The 16,253-nt window shown below is 69.0% G+C and carries 12 protein-coding genes; 3 read left to right on the top strand and 9 right to left on the bottom strand.

Annotated elements, in window-relative coordinates; translation table 11 throughout:
- Nucleotides 1-2: 2 nt before the first annotated feature.
- From DFO45_RS01540 to DFO45_RS01530, 3 genes are all read right to left on the bottom strand, one after another.
- On the bottom strand, nt 3-794 hold the full coding sequence (locus DFO45_RS01540; RefSeq protein WP_133863481.1) for an SDR family NAD(P)-dependent oxidoreductase: 792 nt from the start codon (nt 792-794) through the stop codon (nt 3-5).
- Nucleotides 795-857: 63 nt separating this feature from the next.
- Nucleotides 858-1,931 (bottom strand): ABC transporter substrate-binding protein, encoded by a 1,074-nt coding sequence (locus tag DFO45_RS01535; protein ID WP_245517918.1) that lies wholly within the window; start codon nt 1,929-1,931, stop codon nt 858-860.
- Nucleotides 1,928-2,683, bottom strand: a complete 756-nt coding sequence (locus tag DFO45_RS01530; RefSeq protein WP_133863480.1) for a cysteine hydrolase family protein — start codon at nt 2,681-2,683, stop codon at nt 1,928-1,930. The genes DFO45_RS01535 and DFO45_RS01530 overlap by 4 nt, the downstream gene beginning before the upstream one ends.
- 132 nt (nt 2,684-2,815) lie before the next feature.
- On the opposite strand from DFO45_RS01530, the gene DFO45_RS01525 reads away from it, so the two are divergent.
- Both DFO45_RS01525 and DFO45_RS01520 read left to right on the top strand, forming a co-directional pair.
- Nucleotides 2,816-3,730, top strand: a complete 915-nt coding sequence (locus DFO45_RS01525) for a LysR substrate-binding domain-containing protein (protein WP_133863479.1) — start codon at nt 2,816-2,818, stop codon at nt 3,728-3,730.
- Between the two features lie 424 nt (nt 3,731-4,154).
- A complete protein-coding gene (locus DFO45_RS01520; protein ID WP_166657024.1) occupies nt 4,155-5,417 on the top strand; it encodes an EAL domain-containing protein in 1,263 nt (420 codons plus the stop codon).
- Nucleotides 5,418-5,438: 21 nt separating this feature from the next.
- Here DFO45_RS01520 and DFO45_RS01515 read toward each other — a convergent pair whose 3' ends face one another.
- The 5 genes from DFO45_RS01515 to DFO45_RS01495 all read right to left on the bottom strand — a co-directional run bounded on the left by DFO45_RS01515 (nt 5,439) and on the right by DFO45_RS01495 (nt 13,957).
- Nucleotides 5,439-6,620, bottom strand: a complete 1,182-nt coding sequence (locus DFO45_RS01515; protein ID WP_133863477.1) for a thiolase family protein — start codon at nt 6,618-6,620, stop codon at nt 5,439-5,441.
- Nucleotides 6,621-7,131: 511 nt separating this feature from the next.
- A complete protein-coding gene (locus tag DFO45_RS01510; protein ID WP_133863476.1) occupies nt 7,132-10,587 on the bottom strand; it encodes an error-prone DNA polymerase in 3,456 nt (1,151 codons plus the stop codon).
- 369 nt (nt 10,588-10,956) lie between these two features.
- The gene (locus DFO45_RS01505) at nt 10,957-12,462 is read right to left on the bottom strand and encodes a DNA polymerase Y family protein (protein ID WP_133863830.1); all 1,506 of its coding nucleotides are present in this window, start codon (nt 12,460-12,462) and stop codon (nt 10,957-10,959) included.
- Nucleotides 12,407-13,213 (bottom strand): hypothetical protein, encoded by an 807-nt coding sequence (locus tag DFO45_RS01500; protein WP_133863475.1) that lies wholly within the window; start codon nt 13,211-13,213, stop codon nt 12,407-12,409. Before DFO45_RS01500 ends, DFO45_RS01505 begins: the two co-directional genes overlap by 56 nt.
- 207 nt (nt 13,214-13,420) lie before the next feature.
- A complete protein-coding gene (locus DFO45_RS01495; RefSeq protein WP_133863474.1) occupies nt 13,421-13,957 on the bottom strand; it encodes a thermonuclease family protein in 537 nt (178 codons plus the stop codon).
- Nucleotides 13,958-14,103: 146 nt separating this feature from the next.
- On the opposite strand from DFO45_RS01495, the gene DFO45_RS01490 reads away from it, so the two are divergent.
- Nucleotides 14,104-15,162, top strand: coding sequence for a HAMP domain-containing sensor histidine kinase (locus DFO45_RS01490; protein WP_133863473.1), 1,059 nt, complete (start codon nt 14,104-14,106; stop codon nt 15,160-15,162).
- 51 nt (nt 15,163-15,213) lie between these two features.
- On the opposite strand, the gene cobT is transcribed toward DFO45_RS01490, so the two are convergent.
- Nucleotides 15,214-16,242 (bottom strand): nicotinate-nucleotide--dimethylbenzimidazole phosphoribosyltransferase, encoded by a 1,029-nt coding sequence (gene cobT, locus DFO45_RS01485; protein ID WP_133863472.1) that lies wholly within the window; start codon nt 16,240-16,242, stop codon nt 15,214-15,216.
- Nucleotides 16,243-16,253 lie beyond the last annotated feature (11 nt).

Genomic DNA, 16,253 nt, shown 5'->3' with positions numbered 1-16,253 from the left:
CCTCAGAGCATGGCCCAGCCGCCATCGACCGGCATGTCGATGCCGGTGAGCTGGCGGGAAACGTCGCTGGCGAGGAACAGGCAGGCATTGGCCACGTCCTCGTCGGTGGTCACGCGGCGCAGCGCATAGTCGGCCGCGTGGCGGGCCATCGCCTCCTCCAGCGTGATGTCGAGCTTCCTGGCCATGTCGGCGCAGACCTTGTCGCGGAAGCGCGGGCCGTCGACCATGCCGGGCTCGACGCAGTTCACGTTGATGTTGTGCGGCCCGACCTCCAGCGCGAAGCTCTTGGTGATGCCGCGCAGGCCCCATTTGGAGGCCGAGTAGGCCATGCGGCCCGCCCGCCCGCGCATGCCGAAGGTGCCGCCGACATTGACGATCTTGCCGTAGCGCCGGGCAATCATGGTCGGCAGGACGGCGCGCATGGTGTGGAAGCAGCCGTTCATGTTGAGCGTGACGATCTCGTCGAACTCCTCCGGCGTCGTCTCCACACCCGTCTTGCCGATGGGGCCCGAGCCGCCGGCCACATTGACGAGGATGTCCACGGTGCCGAAGGCGTCCAGCGCCCGCGCGGTCGCCGTCTCGCAGGCGGCGGCATCGGTAAGGTCGCACGGCAGCACGATAGCCTCGGCGCCCCGGGCGCGCACCTCGTCGGCGATGGGGGCGATGGCGGCGGTGTCACGGCCGATCAGCACCAGCTTGCAGCCCTCCTCGGCGAACGCGCGGGTGATGGCGGCGCCCATGCCCTTGGCGGGGCCGGTGATGATCGCCACGCGATCCTTGAGCTTGAGATCCATTTTGGATGTCCGTTGTTGTTGGGCGCCGCTCCCTTGAGGAGCGGCGCGAAGGCTTGCCGGTGCTCAGAACAGTTTCTTCGGCAGGTCGGCGACCGGGGGCAGGAAGGCAGGATCGAAGATCTGGCTCGCCTTGGGCGTGGAGGGCAGCTTGTTGGCATCGACCAGGATGTCGATGGACTGCTGCAGGCGGACGGGGTCCACGTTGCCAAGACCGATCCTGGCGATCTCCGGATGGTTCATCTCCGCCTTCAGCGTGGCGTCGAACCGTTCCTTCTCCAGCGGCACCTTGATCAGCGGCTCACGCTTGGCAACCGCCGCCACGGCGGCGTCCGGGTCCTTCAGCGCATCGATCATGCCCTTGTTCAGCGCACGCAGGAAACCCTTGATGGCCTCGGGATTGTTCTTCACGAGATCGGCGGACACGATGATCCCGTTGGAATAGAGATCCATGCCGTAGTCGCCGAAATTGATGTAGCGCAGCTTGTCGTCATCGACGCCGATCAGCTTGGCCGAGAAGCGGATGGTGTTCACATAGCCGAACACGCCATCCACCTGCCCCTGCATGAGCATCTGCTCGCGCAGGTTCGGCTGCATGTTGGTGATCTTGATGTTGGAGCAGTCGATCTTGGCCAGCTTGCAGAAGGCCGGGAAGAGCTTCAGCGCGCCGTCATTCGCCGCACCACCCAGCGTCTTGCCCTCCAGATCCTTCGGCATCTTGATGGGGCTGTCCGCCTTCACCGCGATGGTGAAGGGTGGCTGGTTGAACATGATGTAGACGGCGACCGGCGCGCCCTCCGGCTTCTTGGCCACCAGCTCGATCAGCGCGTTCACGTCGCCGAAGCCCATGTCGTAGGTGCCGTTGGCCACCAGCGGCACGGCGGCGCCGGAGCCATTTCCCTGGTCGAAGGTCACGTCGAGACCCTCGGCCTTGAAGTAGCCCCGGTCCTGCGCCAGGAAGAACATGCCCTGCGGGCCCTGATACTTCCAGTTCAGCACCATCTTGATCTTGGTTTCAGCAAGCGCGGGCAGGCCAGCGAAGGCGCTGGACGCCATGCCGAGCGCGAGCCCCAGAGCGAGGCGGCGCGTCAGTTTTCCGAATGTCATCTGGAAGGTACCCGTCTGGTTCTGGGTTGTCATTGAGGCTGGGCTTCGAGCGCGGCGATGAGGGCATCGCTCGCGAGCGTGACGCCGTAAAGCTGGCGCACGAGGAAGAGGATGGCGTCCGACACATAGGCCGGGGACACGGTGGCGCAGGCGTCCTCCACCAGCAGGCAGCCGTAGCCGCGGAAGCTCGCGTCGCAGAGCGTGGAGAAGACGCAGCGGTCGATGTTCACGCCGCTGAACAGCAGCGTGTCGATGCCGCGGTTGCGCAGGATCGAGTCGAACTCATTGTCATGGAAACCGGAGAGCCGGTGCTTGTGCACCACGAGATCGCCGCGCTCGGGCGCCAGCGCGTCGATGGTGGCCGCCCCCCAGTCGCCTTCCACGAGGATGCGCCCGCGTCCCGAGGCGGACGGATCGCCATAGACCGGCCGCCGGCCGCTGTCGCCAGCCTTGGCGAGGAGGGGTGCGGACAGTTCCGCCCGGTCCGCCCGCACACCCCAGTTGACGAAGATCACCGGCAGTCCGGCGGCGCGCACCGCCGCCGCCAGCGCCTTCAGGCGCGGCACGATGGCCAGAAGCGGTGCCGCATCGACACCGAGGCGGGGAAACCAGCCGTCCGGATGCAGGAAGTCGTTCTGCATGTCCACGATGACGAGGGCCGTGCGCGCGAGGTCGACCTCCGCGTCTTGCGGCGTTGCCGGAACGGCCACCGGGCGCGGCGCGGGGACCGGGCGCGCGAAGCTGAGCGTGGAAAGGCCTGCGGGGACTGAACCTGCGGAGGTCATGGGGCGCGGCTCGCGGCTGGCGGGAGGCGGCGCTCCCGAACCCCTTGAGACTACGCACGGTGGAGTGATGCTATCTATTGCCGAATATTCCACGCATTGTAGCCCAAATGGCTACGAACCGGTGGAGACGGCATGCGGCATCTCAGATTCCTGCGCTACATGGACGAAGTGGCCCGCACCGGCTCCATCCGCGGGGCGGCGGCCCGGCTCAATGTCACGCCCTCGGCCCTCAACCGGCGCATCATGGATCTGGAGGAGGAACTGGGCCTCAAGCTGCTGGAGCGGCGGGCACGCGGCGTCAGCCTCACGGCGGCCGGCGAGGTGTTCGTGAGTTACATCCGCGAGCAACTCAATGATGCCGACCGCATGCGCTCGCAACTGGAGGATCTGCGCGGGCTGCGGCGCGGCACCGTGCGCATCGCCTGCAGCCAGGCGCTGGCGCACGATTTCCTCCCCCAGCAGATCGCCGCCTTTCGCCTGCGCTATCCGCTGATGACCTTCGAGGTGATGGTGGCCGACCACGAGCACGCCATCACCCTGCTGGTGGATTATGAAGTGGACCTCGTCCTCGTCTTTCGCCCGGCCTTCATCGGCCGCCTGCGCCCGCTCATGACCCTGCCGCAGCGGCTGGTGGCGCTGATGCCGGCGGACCATCCCCTCGCCCGCAAGCCGAAGCTGCGGCTCGCCGACTGCACGGGTTATCCGCTGGCGTTGTCCGAACTCTCCACCGGAGGACGGCAGATGATCGAGGAGCGCTTGTCGCGCTCGGGCCTGCGCTTCTCGGTGGCGGCGGAGGCCAATTCCTTCGAACTGCTGCGGGGGCTCGTGGTCCATTGCGGCATGATCTCGTTCCAGATCGAGATCGGCGCGGAACCGGAAGCCATGCCGCCGGGTGTGGTTGTGCGCCCCGTGGACGAACGGGACCTGCCCGGCGCCGATCTTGTGCTCGGCCAGTTGCGGGGCCGCAACCTGCCGCTCGCCGGCGCGCAGTTCGCCGAGCACCTCTCCGGCGTGCTCCGCCAGCGCGCGGAAGCCTTGGCATCCTGACACAGCGGATCGTGCGCGCCCCTCACTTGCCCGCAAACAGCCCGGCGCAACGCGCGAGCGGCTCTCTGCAGAAAAGTGCTACGGCACAAGGGCTCGGCATGGCACGGAAAGGTGTGCAGGCCAGAAATGAAGGACAAAGCGCACCCAGATATTGACAACATGCGTTGCCTCATGAATTCGTGCGCGTGAATCAAGGCGACGGATCCAGTTCTTCAGCTCCGCTTGTTTCAGGCGGGGGCCCGAACGAATAAATCCGGATCACATCTGCTCCCCCTCCAGGCGTGGCCAAGGCGCCACCTGCCCGCACCTGGCGGAAATTCCCCTGCAAACGGCCGAGACCATGAAACGCAATTCCGTCTTTGACTGGTCTCCGGAACAGCGCCGGCACAGACGGGTTCGCTCCCTCCTGCTTTTCGGAAGTGGCGTGTTCGTGGCGCTGGGCGGCGGTTGGAGCGTCTTTTACGGGCTGCACGGGCACTGGGTCATGATGGCGGTCCATCTGGCGCTGAGTGCCCTCGCCATCCCCGCGCTTGCCCTGATATTCCTCGATCATGCCCGCGCGGCCGCCATCTTCATCGCCCACGCGCTTCTGCCCTTCGTCACGTGGCTTTGCCTGATCGATGCCCCGCTCGGGGACATTCAGAGATCAACGCATCTTTTCCTGCTGCCCATTGGGGTGGGGATCTTCTTCATTTTCTCGCAGGAGCGGGCCTATCTGAGATATTTCCTCCCCTGCCTCTACTTCGTGCTGTTCATCGTCTTCCAGTGTTCGGATATGGGCGTCAGCCATCCTGACCTGATGGCGCCCGAGGGCGTTCGATACGTCGGCATGTGGGTCAACGCCATAACGGCGGTGATCGCGCTCGGTGTCGTGCTGACCTTGATGCAGGTGGACATGGCCACCTACCACCAACTCGAAGGCGAGATGCGGCGGGCCCTCGCCCGGGGGGACTTCCGCCTGCATTACCAGCCGCAAGTCGACCCGTCCCGCCAGATCCTCGGGGCGGAGGCGCTGCTGAGGTGGTTCAATCCGGACCATGGCATCATTCCCCCCGCAAAGTTCATCACGCTCGCCGAGGAAACGGGCCTCATCGTGCCTCTGGGCGACTGGGTTCTCAGAACCGCCTGCGCGCAACTGGCGCTGTGGGCCGAGATCCCCGCGACCCGCGACCTCACGATCTCGGTCAACGTCAGCGCGTCGCAATTCCGCCAGCCCGATTTCGTGCCGCGGGTGAGAGAGATCCTCGCCCACACCGGAGCCGATCCCTCCCGGCTCAAGCTCGAGCTGACCGAAAGCCTCTTCGTGCGCGACCCGGACGTGGCCGCCGAAAAGATGAGCGCCCTGCGGGACGTCGGCCTGCGCTGGTCCCTGGACGATTTCGGCACCGGCTACTCCTCGCTGCACATGCTGAGGAACCTGCCGGTGGACGAGATCAAGATCGACAAGACCTTCGTCAGCAGGATGGCGTCCGAGGAACAGGACCGCGCCATTGTCCGCCTGCTGATCGACATGTGCAGCACGCTGGGCCTGTTTCTCGTGGCCGAGGGCGTCGAGACCGAGGAGCAATATCGGCTCCTTCAGGCATGGGGCTGCGACGGCTTCCAGGGCTATCTCTTCGGCAAGGCCATGCCCGTCTTCCAGTTCAACAAGCTCGCAGAGGCGGCATCGGCCGCCTCCACGAACTAGAGTCGGCGCCGCCTCAAGCCGTCACGCCGCTTCGAGCGCCAGCGCGATGCCCTGGCCGCCGCCGATGCACAGGGTGACCATGCCGCGCTTCACGCCGTCACGCTTCATGGCATGGAGCAGGCGCGTCACGAGGATCGCGCCAGTGGCACCAATCGGGTGGCCATGGGCCACCGCCCCGCCTTCCACATTCACGATGTCCTCCGGCAGACCAAGCTCACGGGCCACCGCGATGGGTACGGCGGCGAAGGCCTCGTTGATCTCGATCCGTTCGATGTCGCCGAGCGACCAGCCGGCGTGCTGGAGCGCCTTGCGCACCGCCGGCACCGGACCGAGGCCGAAGAGACCCGGCTCCACGCCCGCAATGCCGAAGCCGGCCAGCCGTCCGAGGGGCACGAGGCCGCTCTTCTCAGCAAAGGCGCGCTCGGCGACGATCATGGCCGCAGCGGCGCTGTTGAGACCCGGCGCATTGCCGGCCGTGATGGTGCCCTCGGGCCGGAACGCGGGCCGCAGCCTGGCCAGCGTCTCGACCGTGGTGTCGGGGCGCGGCGCCTCGTCGACGCTGAAAAGCTCGATGCCCTTCCGGCCCTTCACCTCCACCGCGACGATCTCCTCGGTGAACCGGCCTTCGGCCTGGGCCGCCGCGAAGCGCTGCTGCGAGCGCGCCGCAAAGGCATCCTGCTCGGCGCGGGTGATCTGGGACCGCGCGACGAGATCTTCCGTGTGCCAGCCGGAATGGGAGCCGGAGAAGGCGTCATTCAGCCCGTCCGTCAGCATGCTGTCGAGGATCTGGGCGGGGCCCATCCGATAACCCCAGCGGCCGCCATCCATGAGGTAGGGCGCCCGATCCATATTCTCCATGCCGCCGGCCACCGCCACATCATGGAGGCCGGAGGCGATCTCCAGCGCTGCGGTCACCACGGCCTGCGCGCCGGAGCCGCAGACCCGATTGACGGTCATGGCCGGCACCTCCACGGGCAGCCCGCCATGGGTGGAAGCCTGCCGAGCGGGGTTCATGCGGTTCCCCGCCTGGATGACATTTCCCATCACCACGGACCCGACCGCAGCCGGATCCAGCCCCGCGCGACGCACGGTTTCGCGCACCACCACGGCGCCGAGGTCGGTGGCGGGCGTGCCCTTCAGCGTGCCGTTATAGGCACCGACGGCGGTGCGGACCGGATGGGCGATGACGATGTCTCGGGTCATGAGGACCTCTTGCAATGGCCGGAGCGCGCCTTTCGGCACGGCGGGATGGAACGACCGGGGGTGGCCCGGCGGCGTTGGTGGGGGCCGCTGCACAGCGGCCGATCGGGCAGCAGCTTCGCTCCGGCAAGGCGCGCGCGCTCAGCCGTCTGGAAGCCGAACGGAGCCGGCGAGCCACATCAGAGCGGGCATATACCCTTATGAGCTGTGCAGACTCTTCCTTTCCTTGCCTGCCGATGGAGCACGGACACCACGGGCCAACCGGTTGGCGCATCCGATGGCAACGCCTGGCCAACCCCCGCGCCAAACGACAAACGCAAGCCGTTCGGCACCGCGACGGCCGTCCACGCCTCGGCGTGCGTCACTTTCTGTCAGATAGGCGTATATACCCGCGCATCAAGGAGGTCCAGAGTTTCGCGCACACACAGCCTGTGCAGGCGCCGCCCAACCGGGGCAGCACGCGCGATCTCGATGTCCCTCGCGCCCCCGAAGGCGGCGGGGTTGGTCGGTTGCCCTAGTGGAAGTCCCGTGAGCGGGGCAGGATGCGCACATCACGGGGATGGGCGGCCCGATGCACCGGATGGGCACCCGCCGTGCTGTCGAAGAAGTGGCCGTCCAGCACCGGCGTGCAATCCTCCACATGGCTGGCCATGAGATGCACCACACCCTCGCGGCTGCGCTGCACCTCCCCATGGACCAGCATGAGGCGGGAGGCCATCACCGGCAGGCGCAGCGTCTCGAACAGCCGCGCCCAGATGAGCACATTGGTGATGCCGGTCTCGTCCTCCAGCGTCACGAAGATGGCGTTGCCCTTGCCCGGCCGCTGGCGGATGAGCACGATGCCGGCGGTGCGCACCTTCGCGCCCGCCCGCGCCGCCGCTGTCTGCGCACTGCTGAGCACGCCGCGCTCGGCGAACAGCGGACGCAGGAAGGCCATGGGGTGGCCCTTCAGGGAGAGGCGCGTGGTCTGATAATCCACCGCCACCTGCTCGGCCGCCGACATGGCCGGCAGCGGAAGATCCCGTTCCGCCTTGAGCTCCCCCGCACGGGCGGCGGCAAAGAGCGGCAATTCCCCCTCCGGCGTGCGCCGCACCTCCCACAAGGCGTCCCGGCGCCCCAGTCCGAGCGAGCGCAGGGCATCGGCATCCGCCAGGAGCCGCAGACCGGCCCGCGGCAGATGCGCCCGGCGGGCGAGGTCCTCCACGCTGGAGAAGGGGCCCGAGGCGCGGGCAGCGACAATCTCCGCCGCCCAGAGCTCGCGAAACCCTTCCACCTGCCGGAAGCCGAGGCGCAAGGCGAGCCGCCCGTTCGAGGCCGGTTCCAGCGTATTGTCCCATTCGCTGGCATTGACCTCCACGGGGCGGACCTCCACCCCATGCTCGCGCGCATCACGCACGATCTGCGCCGGGGCATAGAAGCCCATGGGCTGGGAATTGAGCAGGGCGCAGGCGAACACCGCCGGATGGTGGCACTTGATCCAGGCAGAGACATAGACGAGGCGCGCGAAGGAGAGGGCGTGGCTCTCCGGAAAGCCATAGCTGCCGAAGCCCTCGATCTGCTTGAAGCAGCGCAGGGCGAAGTCGCGCGTATAGCCCCGCCGCACCATGCCCTCCACCATCATGGCGCGAAAACTATGGATGGTGCCGGGGTTGCGGAAGGTGGCCATGGCCCGTCGCAGGCCATTGGCCTGACGGGGCGTGAAATCGGCTGCGACGATGGCGAGCTTCATCGCCTGTTCCTGAAAGAGCGGCACGCCATAGGTCTCGCCCAGCAGATCGTGCAGTTCATTTGCCGGATGCGGCGGCGTTGGCGAGGGAAAGGCCCAGTCCTCAAGGCCGGCGCGCCGGCGCAGATAGGGATGCACCATCTCGCCCTCGATGGGGCCGGGCCGCACGATGGCGACCTGGATGGTGAGGTCATAGAGCTTGCGGGGCTTCAGGCGCGGCAGCATGTTGATCTGCGCCCGGCTCTCCACCTGGAAGACGCCGATGCTGTCGCCCTTGCACAGCATGTCATAGACGGCTTCATCGTCGGAGGCGAGGTCCACCTCCAGCGTCTTCTCACCGAGGCCGTGCGCACGCATCAGCTCGAAAGCCTTGCGGATGCAGGTAAGCATGCCGAGCGCCAGCACATCCACCTTCATCAGGCCGAGCACGTCGATGTCGTCCTTGTCCCATTCGATGAAGCTGCGGTCGGCCATGGCAGCGTGGTGGATAGGCACGGTCTCGTCCAGCCGGTCCTGCGTCAGCACGAATCCTCCCACATGCTGGGAGAGGTGGCGGGGAAAGGGCGCGCTGAGCAGCGGCTCGAGAATGAAGCGCAGGCGCGCCATCTCGGGATTGTCCGGATCGAACCCCGCCTCCTGCATGCGCCGGGCATCCATGTCGCCGGAATGACTGCCCCAGACGAGGCCGGCGAGGCGGCTCGAAACGTCTTCGGTGAGGCCGAGCACCTTCGACACCTCGCGCACGGCGCTGCGGCCGCGATAATGGATGACGGTGGCGGCGATACCGGCCCGGTGGCGGCCATAGCGGCGATAGACATATTGCATCACCTCCTCCCGCCGCTCGTGCTCGAAATCGACGTCGATGTCGGGCGGCTCGCCCCGATCCTCCGAGACGAAGCGGGAGAAGAGGAGATTGTACTGGACGGGATCCACCGAGGTGATGCCGAGCAGGAAACAGACGATGGAATTGGCCGCCGAGCCTCGCCCCTGACAGAGGATGGGCGGCTCCTGCGCGCGGGCGAAGCGCACGAGGTCATGCACGGTAAGGAAATAATAAGCGAATTTCTCCTGGCGGATGAGGGCGAATTCCTCCGCCAGCAGCGCCTTCACCTTCTCCGGCAGCACGGCGCCATAGCGCGCGTGCGCTGCTTCCGTGACCAGATGCTCAAGCCAGTCCTGCGGCGCCCAGCCCTCCGGCACCGGCTCATGGGGATATTCATACTTCAGATCGCCCAGCGAGAAGCCGATGCGCTCCAGCAGGCGCTGCGTCTCCCGGAGCGCCTCGGGGCAGGCACGGAACAGGCGCGCCATCTCGTTCGGCGTGCGGATGTGGCGCTCGCCATTGGCCTCCAGCCGGCGGCCGGCAGCCTCCAGCGTCGTGCCGTCGCGGATGCAGGTGAGCACATCGTGCAGCGGGCGCCGGTCCTCGCTCGCGTACAGGGGATCATTGGTGGCAAGGAGCGGCACACGGGCGGCAGATGCGAGGCGGCGCAGGCGCGCGAGGCGGCGGCCATCGCTGCCGCGCCGGTGGAGCGCCGCTCCCAGCCATACCCGCCCCGGCGCTTCGGTGGCGAGCCGTGCCAGCACCGCCTCCAGCCCCTCCGGCCGCGTCGGCGCGGGCGGTGGCACGAGAGCAAGATGGCTGAAGGAGCGCACACCGGACGCCTCGGGATCTCCGCCCGCTTCAGGCGGGGCGTCTTTCGCTTCTTCCTGATCCGCAAAGTCATAGCCCACGGGGGCGCGGTGAGCCTCCTGCGGGGCGGCCGTGCTCTGCGGCATCACGATGAGCAGCAGCCCCTCCAGATGCTCCAGCAGATCCTCGAAACTCAGGATGCAGCCGCCCTTCACGGCCCTGAGGTTGCCCCTCGTGAGGAGGCGGGTGATGCGCCCCCAGGCCTTGCGGTCCTCCGGATAGGCGATGATGTCCGGCGTACCATCGGCGAAGACGAGGCGCGTGCCCACGGCGAGCTTCAGCTTCACCTCGCAGGCGGCTAGCTCTGCTTCCGTCAGTTCGGGCAGCTCGCCCCTCCTCTCCTTGGCCGCCGCCAGCGCCGCCCGCGCCTTTTCCGGCGCATCGCGCACCGCCGCATAGGCGCGGACCACGCCCGCCACCGTGTTACGGTCGGCAATGCCGATGCCCGTCAGGCCCAGTTCCATCGCCCGCGCCACCATCTCGGCAGGATGGGAGGCGCCGTGCAGGAAGGAGAAGTTGGTGGCCGCCGCCAGTTCCGCATAGCTGCTCATGGGTCTCCTCCTTTCCGTCGTTGGTTCGATGCGCCCTAGGCGCGCACGGTCCGCCCGGATCGCGCATGGCACCGCCCGCGAGGCCCCGGCCTGTCCTCAGCATCCGCTTCAATCCACTTGTGCGAGCGACTGGAATTGCCTCCAGGCCGCTCGCGCAAAGTCCCTCCTGGTCGCCTCCCGCGGATCCCGGGACAAGCCCGGCCATGACGGAAAGGAGAGGACACCGTCTGCTGGTGGGGTCGCTGCAACGAGCTCAGATCCCCCCTGCACGGCTTGTCCGGACGGGGCTTGGCTGACAGGTTGAGGTCAGCCGCGGGATTTGATGATCGCTCGATCAGGGATACACGAACGATCACAATGCCCGCAGCCTCAAGAGAAAAGGCCGTGAAGATACCAGAGGGGCGGGGCGCGGCCGCCTTCGTGGATACCATGGCGGAAGATCCAGAAGCGGCGACCGCCCTTGTCTTCCACACGGTAGTAATCGCGGGGCGTCTCGGGCCGCGAGATGTCGCGCCACCATTCCTCGCCGATGCGCTCGGGGCCCTCCTGGGCGGCCACGTCATGGGTGCCGCCGCGCCAGCGGAAGCGCAAGGGTGGGCCGTCCGGCACCTCCGCCAGCACCTCGATGGGCAAGGGCGGACGGAAGAGATAGAGGGGTCGCTGCGGCGGCTCCTCCGGCTCGGGCGCAGCCCAGCTCTCCGGCGCGGCAGCCAGCGCCGGCACCGCCGCCACCGCCCGCTCGGGAATATGGGTGTCGCGCGGCACGAGGCGGCGGAAGCGGGCGCGGCCGAAGCGCATGCTCAGCCGATCCACGAGCGCGCCGAGGTCTTCGCCCTGCTCCTCCCGGTCAAGGCCGCCCTGAGCCTGCGAAAAAGGCTCGGCCTGCGGCACCGCGAGGCGCACCAGATCAAAGCCGAAGCCGGGATCGAGCGGGTCCGCCAGCGCCTCGATACGCAACGCGAACAGACGCATCACCACGGCGGGGTCGCGCACCGGCGCGCCGGTCTCGATCCGCACGGTGCGGGTCTCGCCGTCGCTGCGATAGAAGCGCGCCTCGAAGCTGCGCCCGCCGAGACCGCGCGCCTCCAGTTCCGTGGCGGCGCGCTGCGCCAGTTCACCGAGCACGCCCATCACATGCTCCATGCGGCCGATGGGCTCGGCGAAGGGATGGGAGAAGAGCAGCGCGGGCGGCGCCCGGCGGGGCGTGATGCGGCTGTCCACGCGCCCGAGCAGCCGGGCGAGGCGCCAGGTGGCCTGCGCCCCGAAGCGGGCCGTGAGCGGCGCAGTGGGACGGCGGGCGATGTCGCCCACGCAGTTGAGGCCCGCCCGGCGCAAGGCCGTCTCGGTTTCCGGCGGCAAATCGAGTGCTGCCACGGGCAGGGCTCGCACGGCCGCCTCCTCGGACGCCGCGTCCATGAGCGGGGGGCCGCGGTGGAAGCGGGCGAGGGCGAGCGCCGCCTCCGGCGTGCCGGCGCAGGCAAGGCGCGCGGTGAGACCGGCCGCCGCCATGCGACGGGCGGCGTCCGCCTTGAGACCGCCTTCGCCCCCGAACAGGTGGGGGACGCCGGTCACGTCGAGGATGAGGCTGTGGGGCGGGTTCACCGCCACCATGGGCGTATAGCGGTCGCAGGCCTCAGCGATCCGGTCCAGAAACCGCCGGTCGGCCTCGGGCGCATGCTCCTCGACCAGAAGGTCCGGCACGCGCGCCCGCGCATCGGCAAGGGCAAGACCGGGCGTGAGGCCGAGCCGCAAGGCAGCTCTATTGGCGGCGGCGAGGCGCAGGGCGCCGCGCTCCTTCTCCACCAGCGCGAAGGGCGGCTCAGCCGAGGCGCCGCAGGGGGAGGACGGCACGCCGAGGCGGCGCAGCCGATCCATCGGCAGCAGGGGGAAGTGGAGCGCCAGATAGCGCCGCCCCTCCCCCGCTCCACGTCCGGAAGCTTGCTCCATCACGATCCCACTCCACCCGCCATGGCCCGCCGGGCGGGCCGCTCTTCTGCCGTGTCAGTTCCAGATCGAGCGCCGGATGCCCCGGCGCCCCCGCCTCCAGCGGCGCGGAGGGCGCCGCACTGACGCTCCAGCGGGTCCAGGCGGCGCTCGGGCGGGCCTCCCCCCCGATCCGCAGCAGCAGCACGCTGGCGCCGGAGCCCTCCGCCGCCAGCGCCAGACGGCGGGTGGCGATGAGATCAAGGGCGCGCGGCATGCCGTGAAGCTCCACCACCACGCTGCCGACGCCCGGACAGCGGGCCGCCTCGCCCGCCGCCGCCAGAACCGCCAGCGGGTCCTCCAGCACGCCGAGGATCAGTTGCGCGGGATCGAGCCCGATCTCCGCAAGGCCCGGCCCATGCAGGGCCCCGCCCTGCCGCCCGGCCTGTTCCTGCCGCAGCCAGAAGACGCCGCTGCCGAAGCGGGCCGCAAGCATGGCCGCAAAGCCCGCCGCCGCACCCACGTCCCCGGCCGCGCGGGAGAAGAGCTCGTGCAGCCGACCGGTCTCCAGCCCGCCGCCCAGCGCGGCATCCACCTCCGCATGGCCGAGCGGCACGCGCCTGGCCGCGCCCTGACCTGTCCATCGCTCAAGCCCGGCCACCTCCTGCCGAAGCGCCCGGAGCTGTTCCGCCGTCGCGCTCATTTCATGTTCCTGTTTTGTTCTACGTTCTCCCTCCTGCGCGCGAGAGTCAAGCCGCTCCGACTCGCATCGGCCGCAGCACCTCCATGCAGAACCCTAGAGCGCGATCCGAGCGGATTGAATCAATCCGCTCGGTGAATCGCCCTCTAAACTCAAGGAAGAGAATGCGGGATCCGATCAGATTGCGATGCAATCTGATCGGCGCGTGCTCTAGGGATGCGCCTTGTCGGCGGTGCCTCTGGGGTGCTCCGCCCGCCAGTCCACGGGCCGCTGGAAAGGGCCGAACCAGATGCCGCGCCGGGTCACCCGCGCTTCCAGCTCGGTGGCGCGATAGGCACCATCGGCAATGGCGAGACCCGAGCTCACCATCTGCTCCCCGATGTCCACATCGCCGACGAAGCAGGTGGCGATCAGGCGGTGGTAGATGTCGAAGGCCCGCCCCCGGCAGCGGACGGCGCCCGTATCCACCTCCGCCTGGAGGGCGATGCGGGCCATCTCGCCGCAGTTCCAGAGGTGGCCCTCCTCGCCGCAGGTCTGATGCAGTTCGGGCGCATCGATGCCGGCAAGCCGCACCCGCTGGCCGCGGACGTCCAGCGTGTCGCCGTCCACGACGAAGGGGGGGCCGCTCACCTCCCGCTCGCCGCCGCCCCGCCAGCGCTCGGACAGGACGGCGGCAAGCACGAACAGGCCGGCGAGGAGCGCCCCGGCCAGCACAAGATCGGTCCGGGAGAACGGATGCAGGCGCATAAGGCGGCAGTGCCGGATTCCGGTGCGACTCGTCAATCCGTGACGCTGGCGTTAACCATTCATCAACCCTGCTCAAGCAGGAGTCGGATGGAAGATCGGAGTCTGGCCAAAGCGCGCCACGACCCCGGCGCAGAAGGTTCGCGCGCATGACGCAGGCCCCGATGGATCGCGCCGCCGGCGCCGCCCCGCACAGCGGGCGCGCAGCCGAAGGCCGCGGATTCGACGAGGCCCTGGCCGAGGCGCGCCGCTCCGTGCGCTGGCTGGCCGGCGCGCTGGCGGTTTTCGTCGTCGCCTTGCTGCTGGCGCGGCTGCGCGCCTCGCTGCTGTGGCTCGCCGCCGCCCCACTGCTGTTCGCCGCCATCGAGCTGTTCACCCTCGGCCGCACGCTGGGACGCCTTTCGGCCGCCCGCCGCGCGGAGGCTCACGCGCAGGCCGCCCGCACCGCCGCCGCCGAGGCGGAGAATCAGGCCAAGTCCCGCTTCCTCGCCGAGATGAGCCACGAGTTGCGCACCCCGCTCAACGCGGTCATCGGCTTTTCCGAAGTGATGGCGCAGGAGGTGCTCGGCCCCCACGCCAACGCCGCCTATCGCGACTATGCGCAGGACATCCACGCCTCGGGCCGCCATCTGCTGGCGCTGGCCGACGACATCCTCGATCTGGCCCGCATCGAGACCGGCCACCGGCAGGTGCTGGAGACGGCGGTGAACCTCGGCGCCCTGGCGCAGGACTGCGCGCACATGATGCGGCTCGGAGCGGCGGAACGGGACATCACGCTCATCGTCACCCTCAATGCCCGCCCCCGCCTGTGGGCGGACGAACGCGCGGTGCGCCAGATGGTGCTGAACCTGATGGCCAACGCGGTGAAATTCACGCCCGCCGGCGGCACCGTCGAGTTGTTCGTGGACAGCGATGCGGAGGGCGCGCCCTTCTGCGCGGTGGAAGACAACGGGCCGGGGCTGGCGGACGCCGAGCTGCCCCTCGCCCTCTCGGCCCACCACCGTGAAAGCCGGCTCGATCCGGCGAGCGGCCAGGGCGCAGGCCTCGGCCTTGCCATCGTGCGGGCGCTGGCCCAGATGCACGAGGCGCGGCTGGATCTGACGGAACGGGCCACGGGCGGCACGCGGGCCACCCTTTCCTTCCCTGCCTCCCGCACGCTCGCGGCGGCGGAGGGAACCACACCCACGCCCCTGCTGGCGGCGGAATAGCCTCAAGGCCGGCCTCGCCGCCCAGATGGATGCATCTGGGCGGACCGCCTGTTACGCCTTGTTGGAGACGCCGCCGTCGCTGAAGGTGCCCATGCCGCGATGGGTGGCAACCGCCGCCTTCACGACGCCGAGCGCCAGCGCCGCGCCCGAGCCCTCGCCGAGCCGCATGCCGAGATCGAGGATGGGCTTGAGGCCCAGCTTTTCCAAGAGGCGCGCATGGGCCTTCTCGGCCGAGACGTGGCCGGCAAGGCAATGGTCGAGGGCGCTCGGGTCCATGGCGTGCAGCACGGCGGCGGCGGCCGTCACCACATAGCCGTCGAGGACCACCGGCACGCGCTCGATCCGCGCGGCGAGGATGGCACCAACCATGGCCGCCACCTCGCGCCCACCCACCCGGCGCAGGATCTCCAGCGGATCGGACAAGGCCGCGCCGTGGAAGGCGATGGCCTCGCGCACGGCAGCCACCTTGCGGTCCAGAATGTCGCCCGTGGCGCCGGTGCCGGCGCCCACCCACTCCTCCGGCGTGCCGCCATAGAGGGCGTGGCAGAGCGCCGCGGCGATGGTGGTGTTGCCGATGCCCATCTCGCCCAGCGCCAGCACGTCGGCGCCGCCGGCAATGGCCTGCATGCCGAAGGCGATGGTGGCGGCACAGGCGCGCTCGTCCAGCGCCGCATCCTGCGTGATGTCCGGCGTCGGCAGGTCGAGGGCGAGGTCGAACACCCGCAGGCCCGCATCAAAGCTGGCGCAGATCTGGTTCACGGCGGCCTTGCCGTCCGTGAAGGCGGCGACCATCTGCTTCGTCACCGCGCCCGGATAAGGCGAGACGCCCCGTTCGGCGATGCCGTGAGTGGCCGCGAACACCGCCACCATGGGCCGGTCGGCGGTTGGCATGCCCTTGGCCTGCCAGGTGGCGAGGTGGATGGCGATCTCTTCCAGTCGCCCCAGCGCGCCGGGCGGCTTCAGGAGGTCCGACTGCCGGGCCTCGGCCATCTCCCGTGCGGCGGCATCGGGGCCGGGCATGGTGGAGACGAGCTGGCGGATGTCGTCGAAAGGCAGGCCGGTGTGAGTGGGAGCGGACATGGGCACTCGGC

Origin of the sequence: Azorhizobium sp. AG788 (genome assembly GCF_004364705.1) — a bacterium.
Taxonomy (GTDB): Bacteria; Pseudomonadota; Alphaproteobacteria; order Rhizobiales; family Xanthobacteraceae; genus Azorhizobium; species Azorhizobium caulinodans.
The sequence above is the reverse complement of the archived record's forward strand: the minus strand, read 5'-3'. Positions and strand labels throughout refer to the sequence as shown.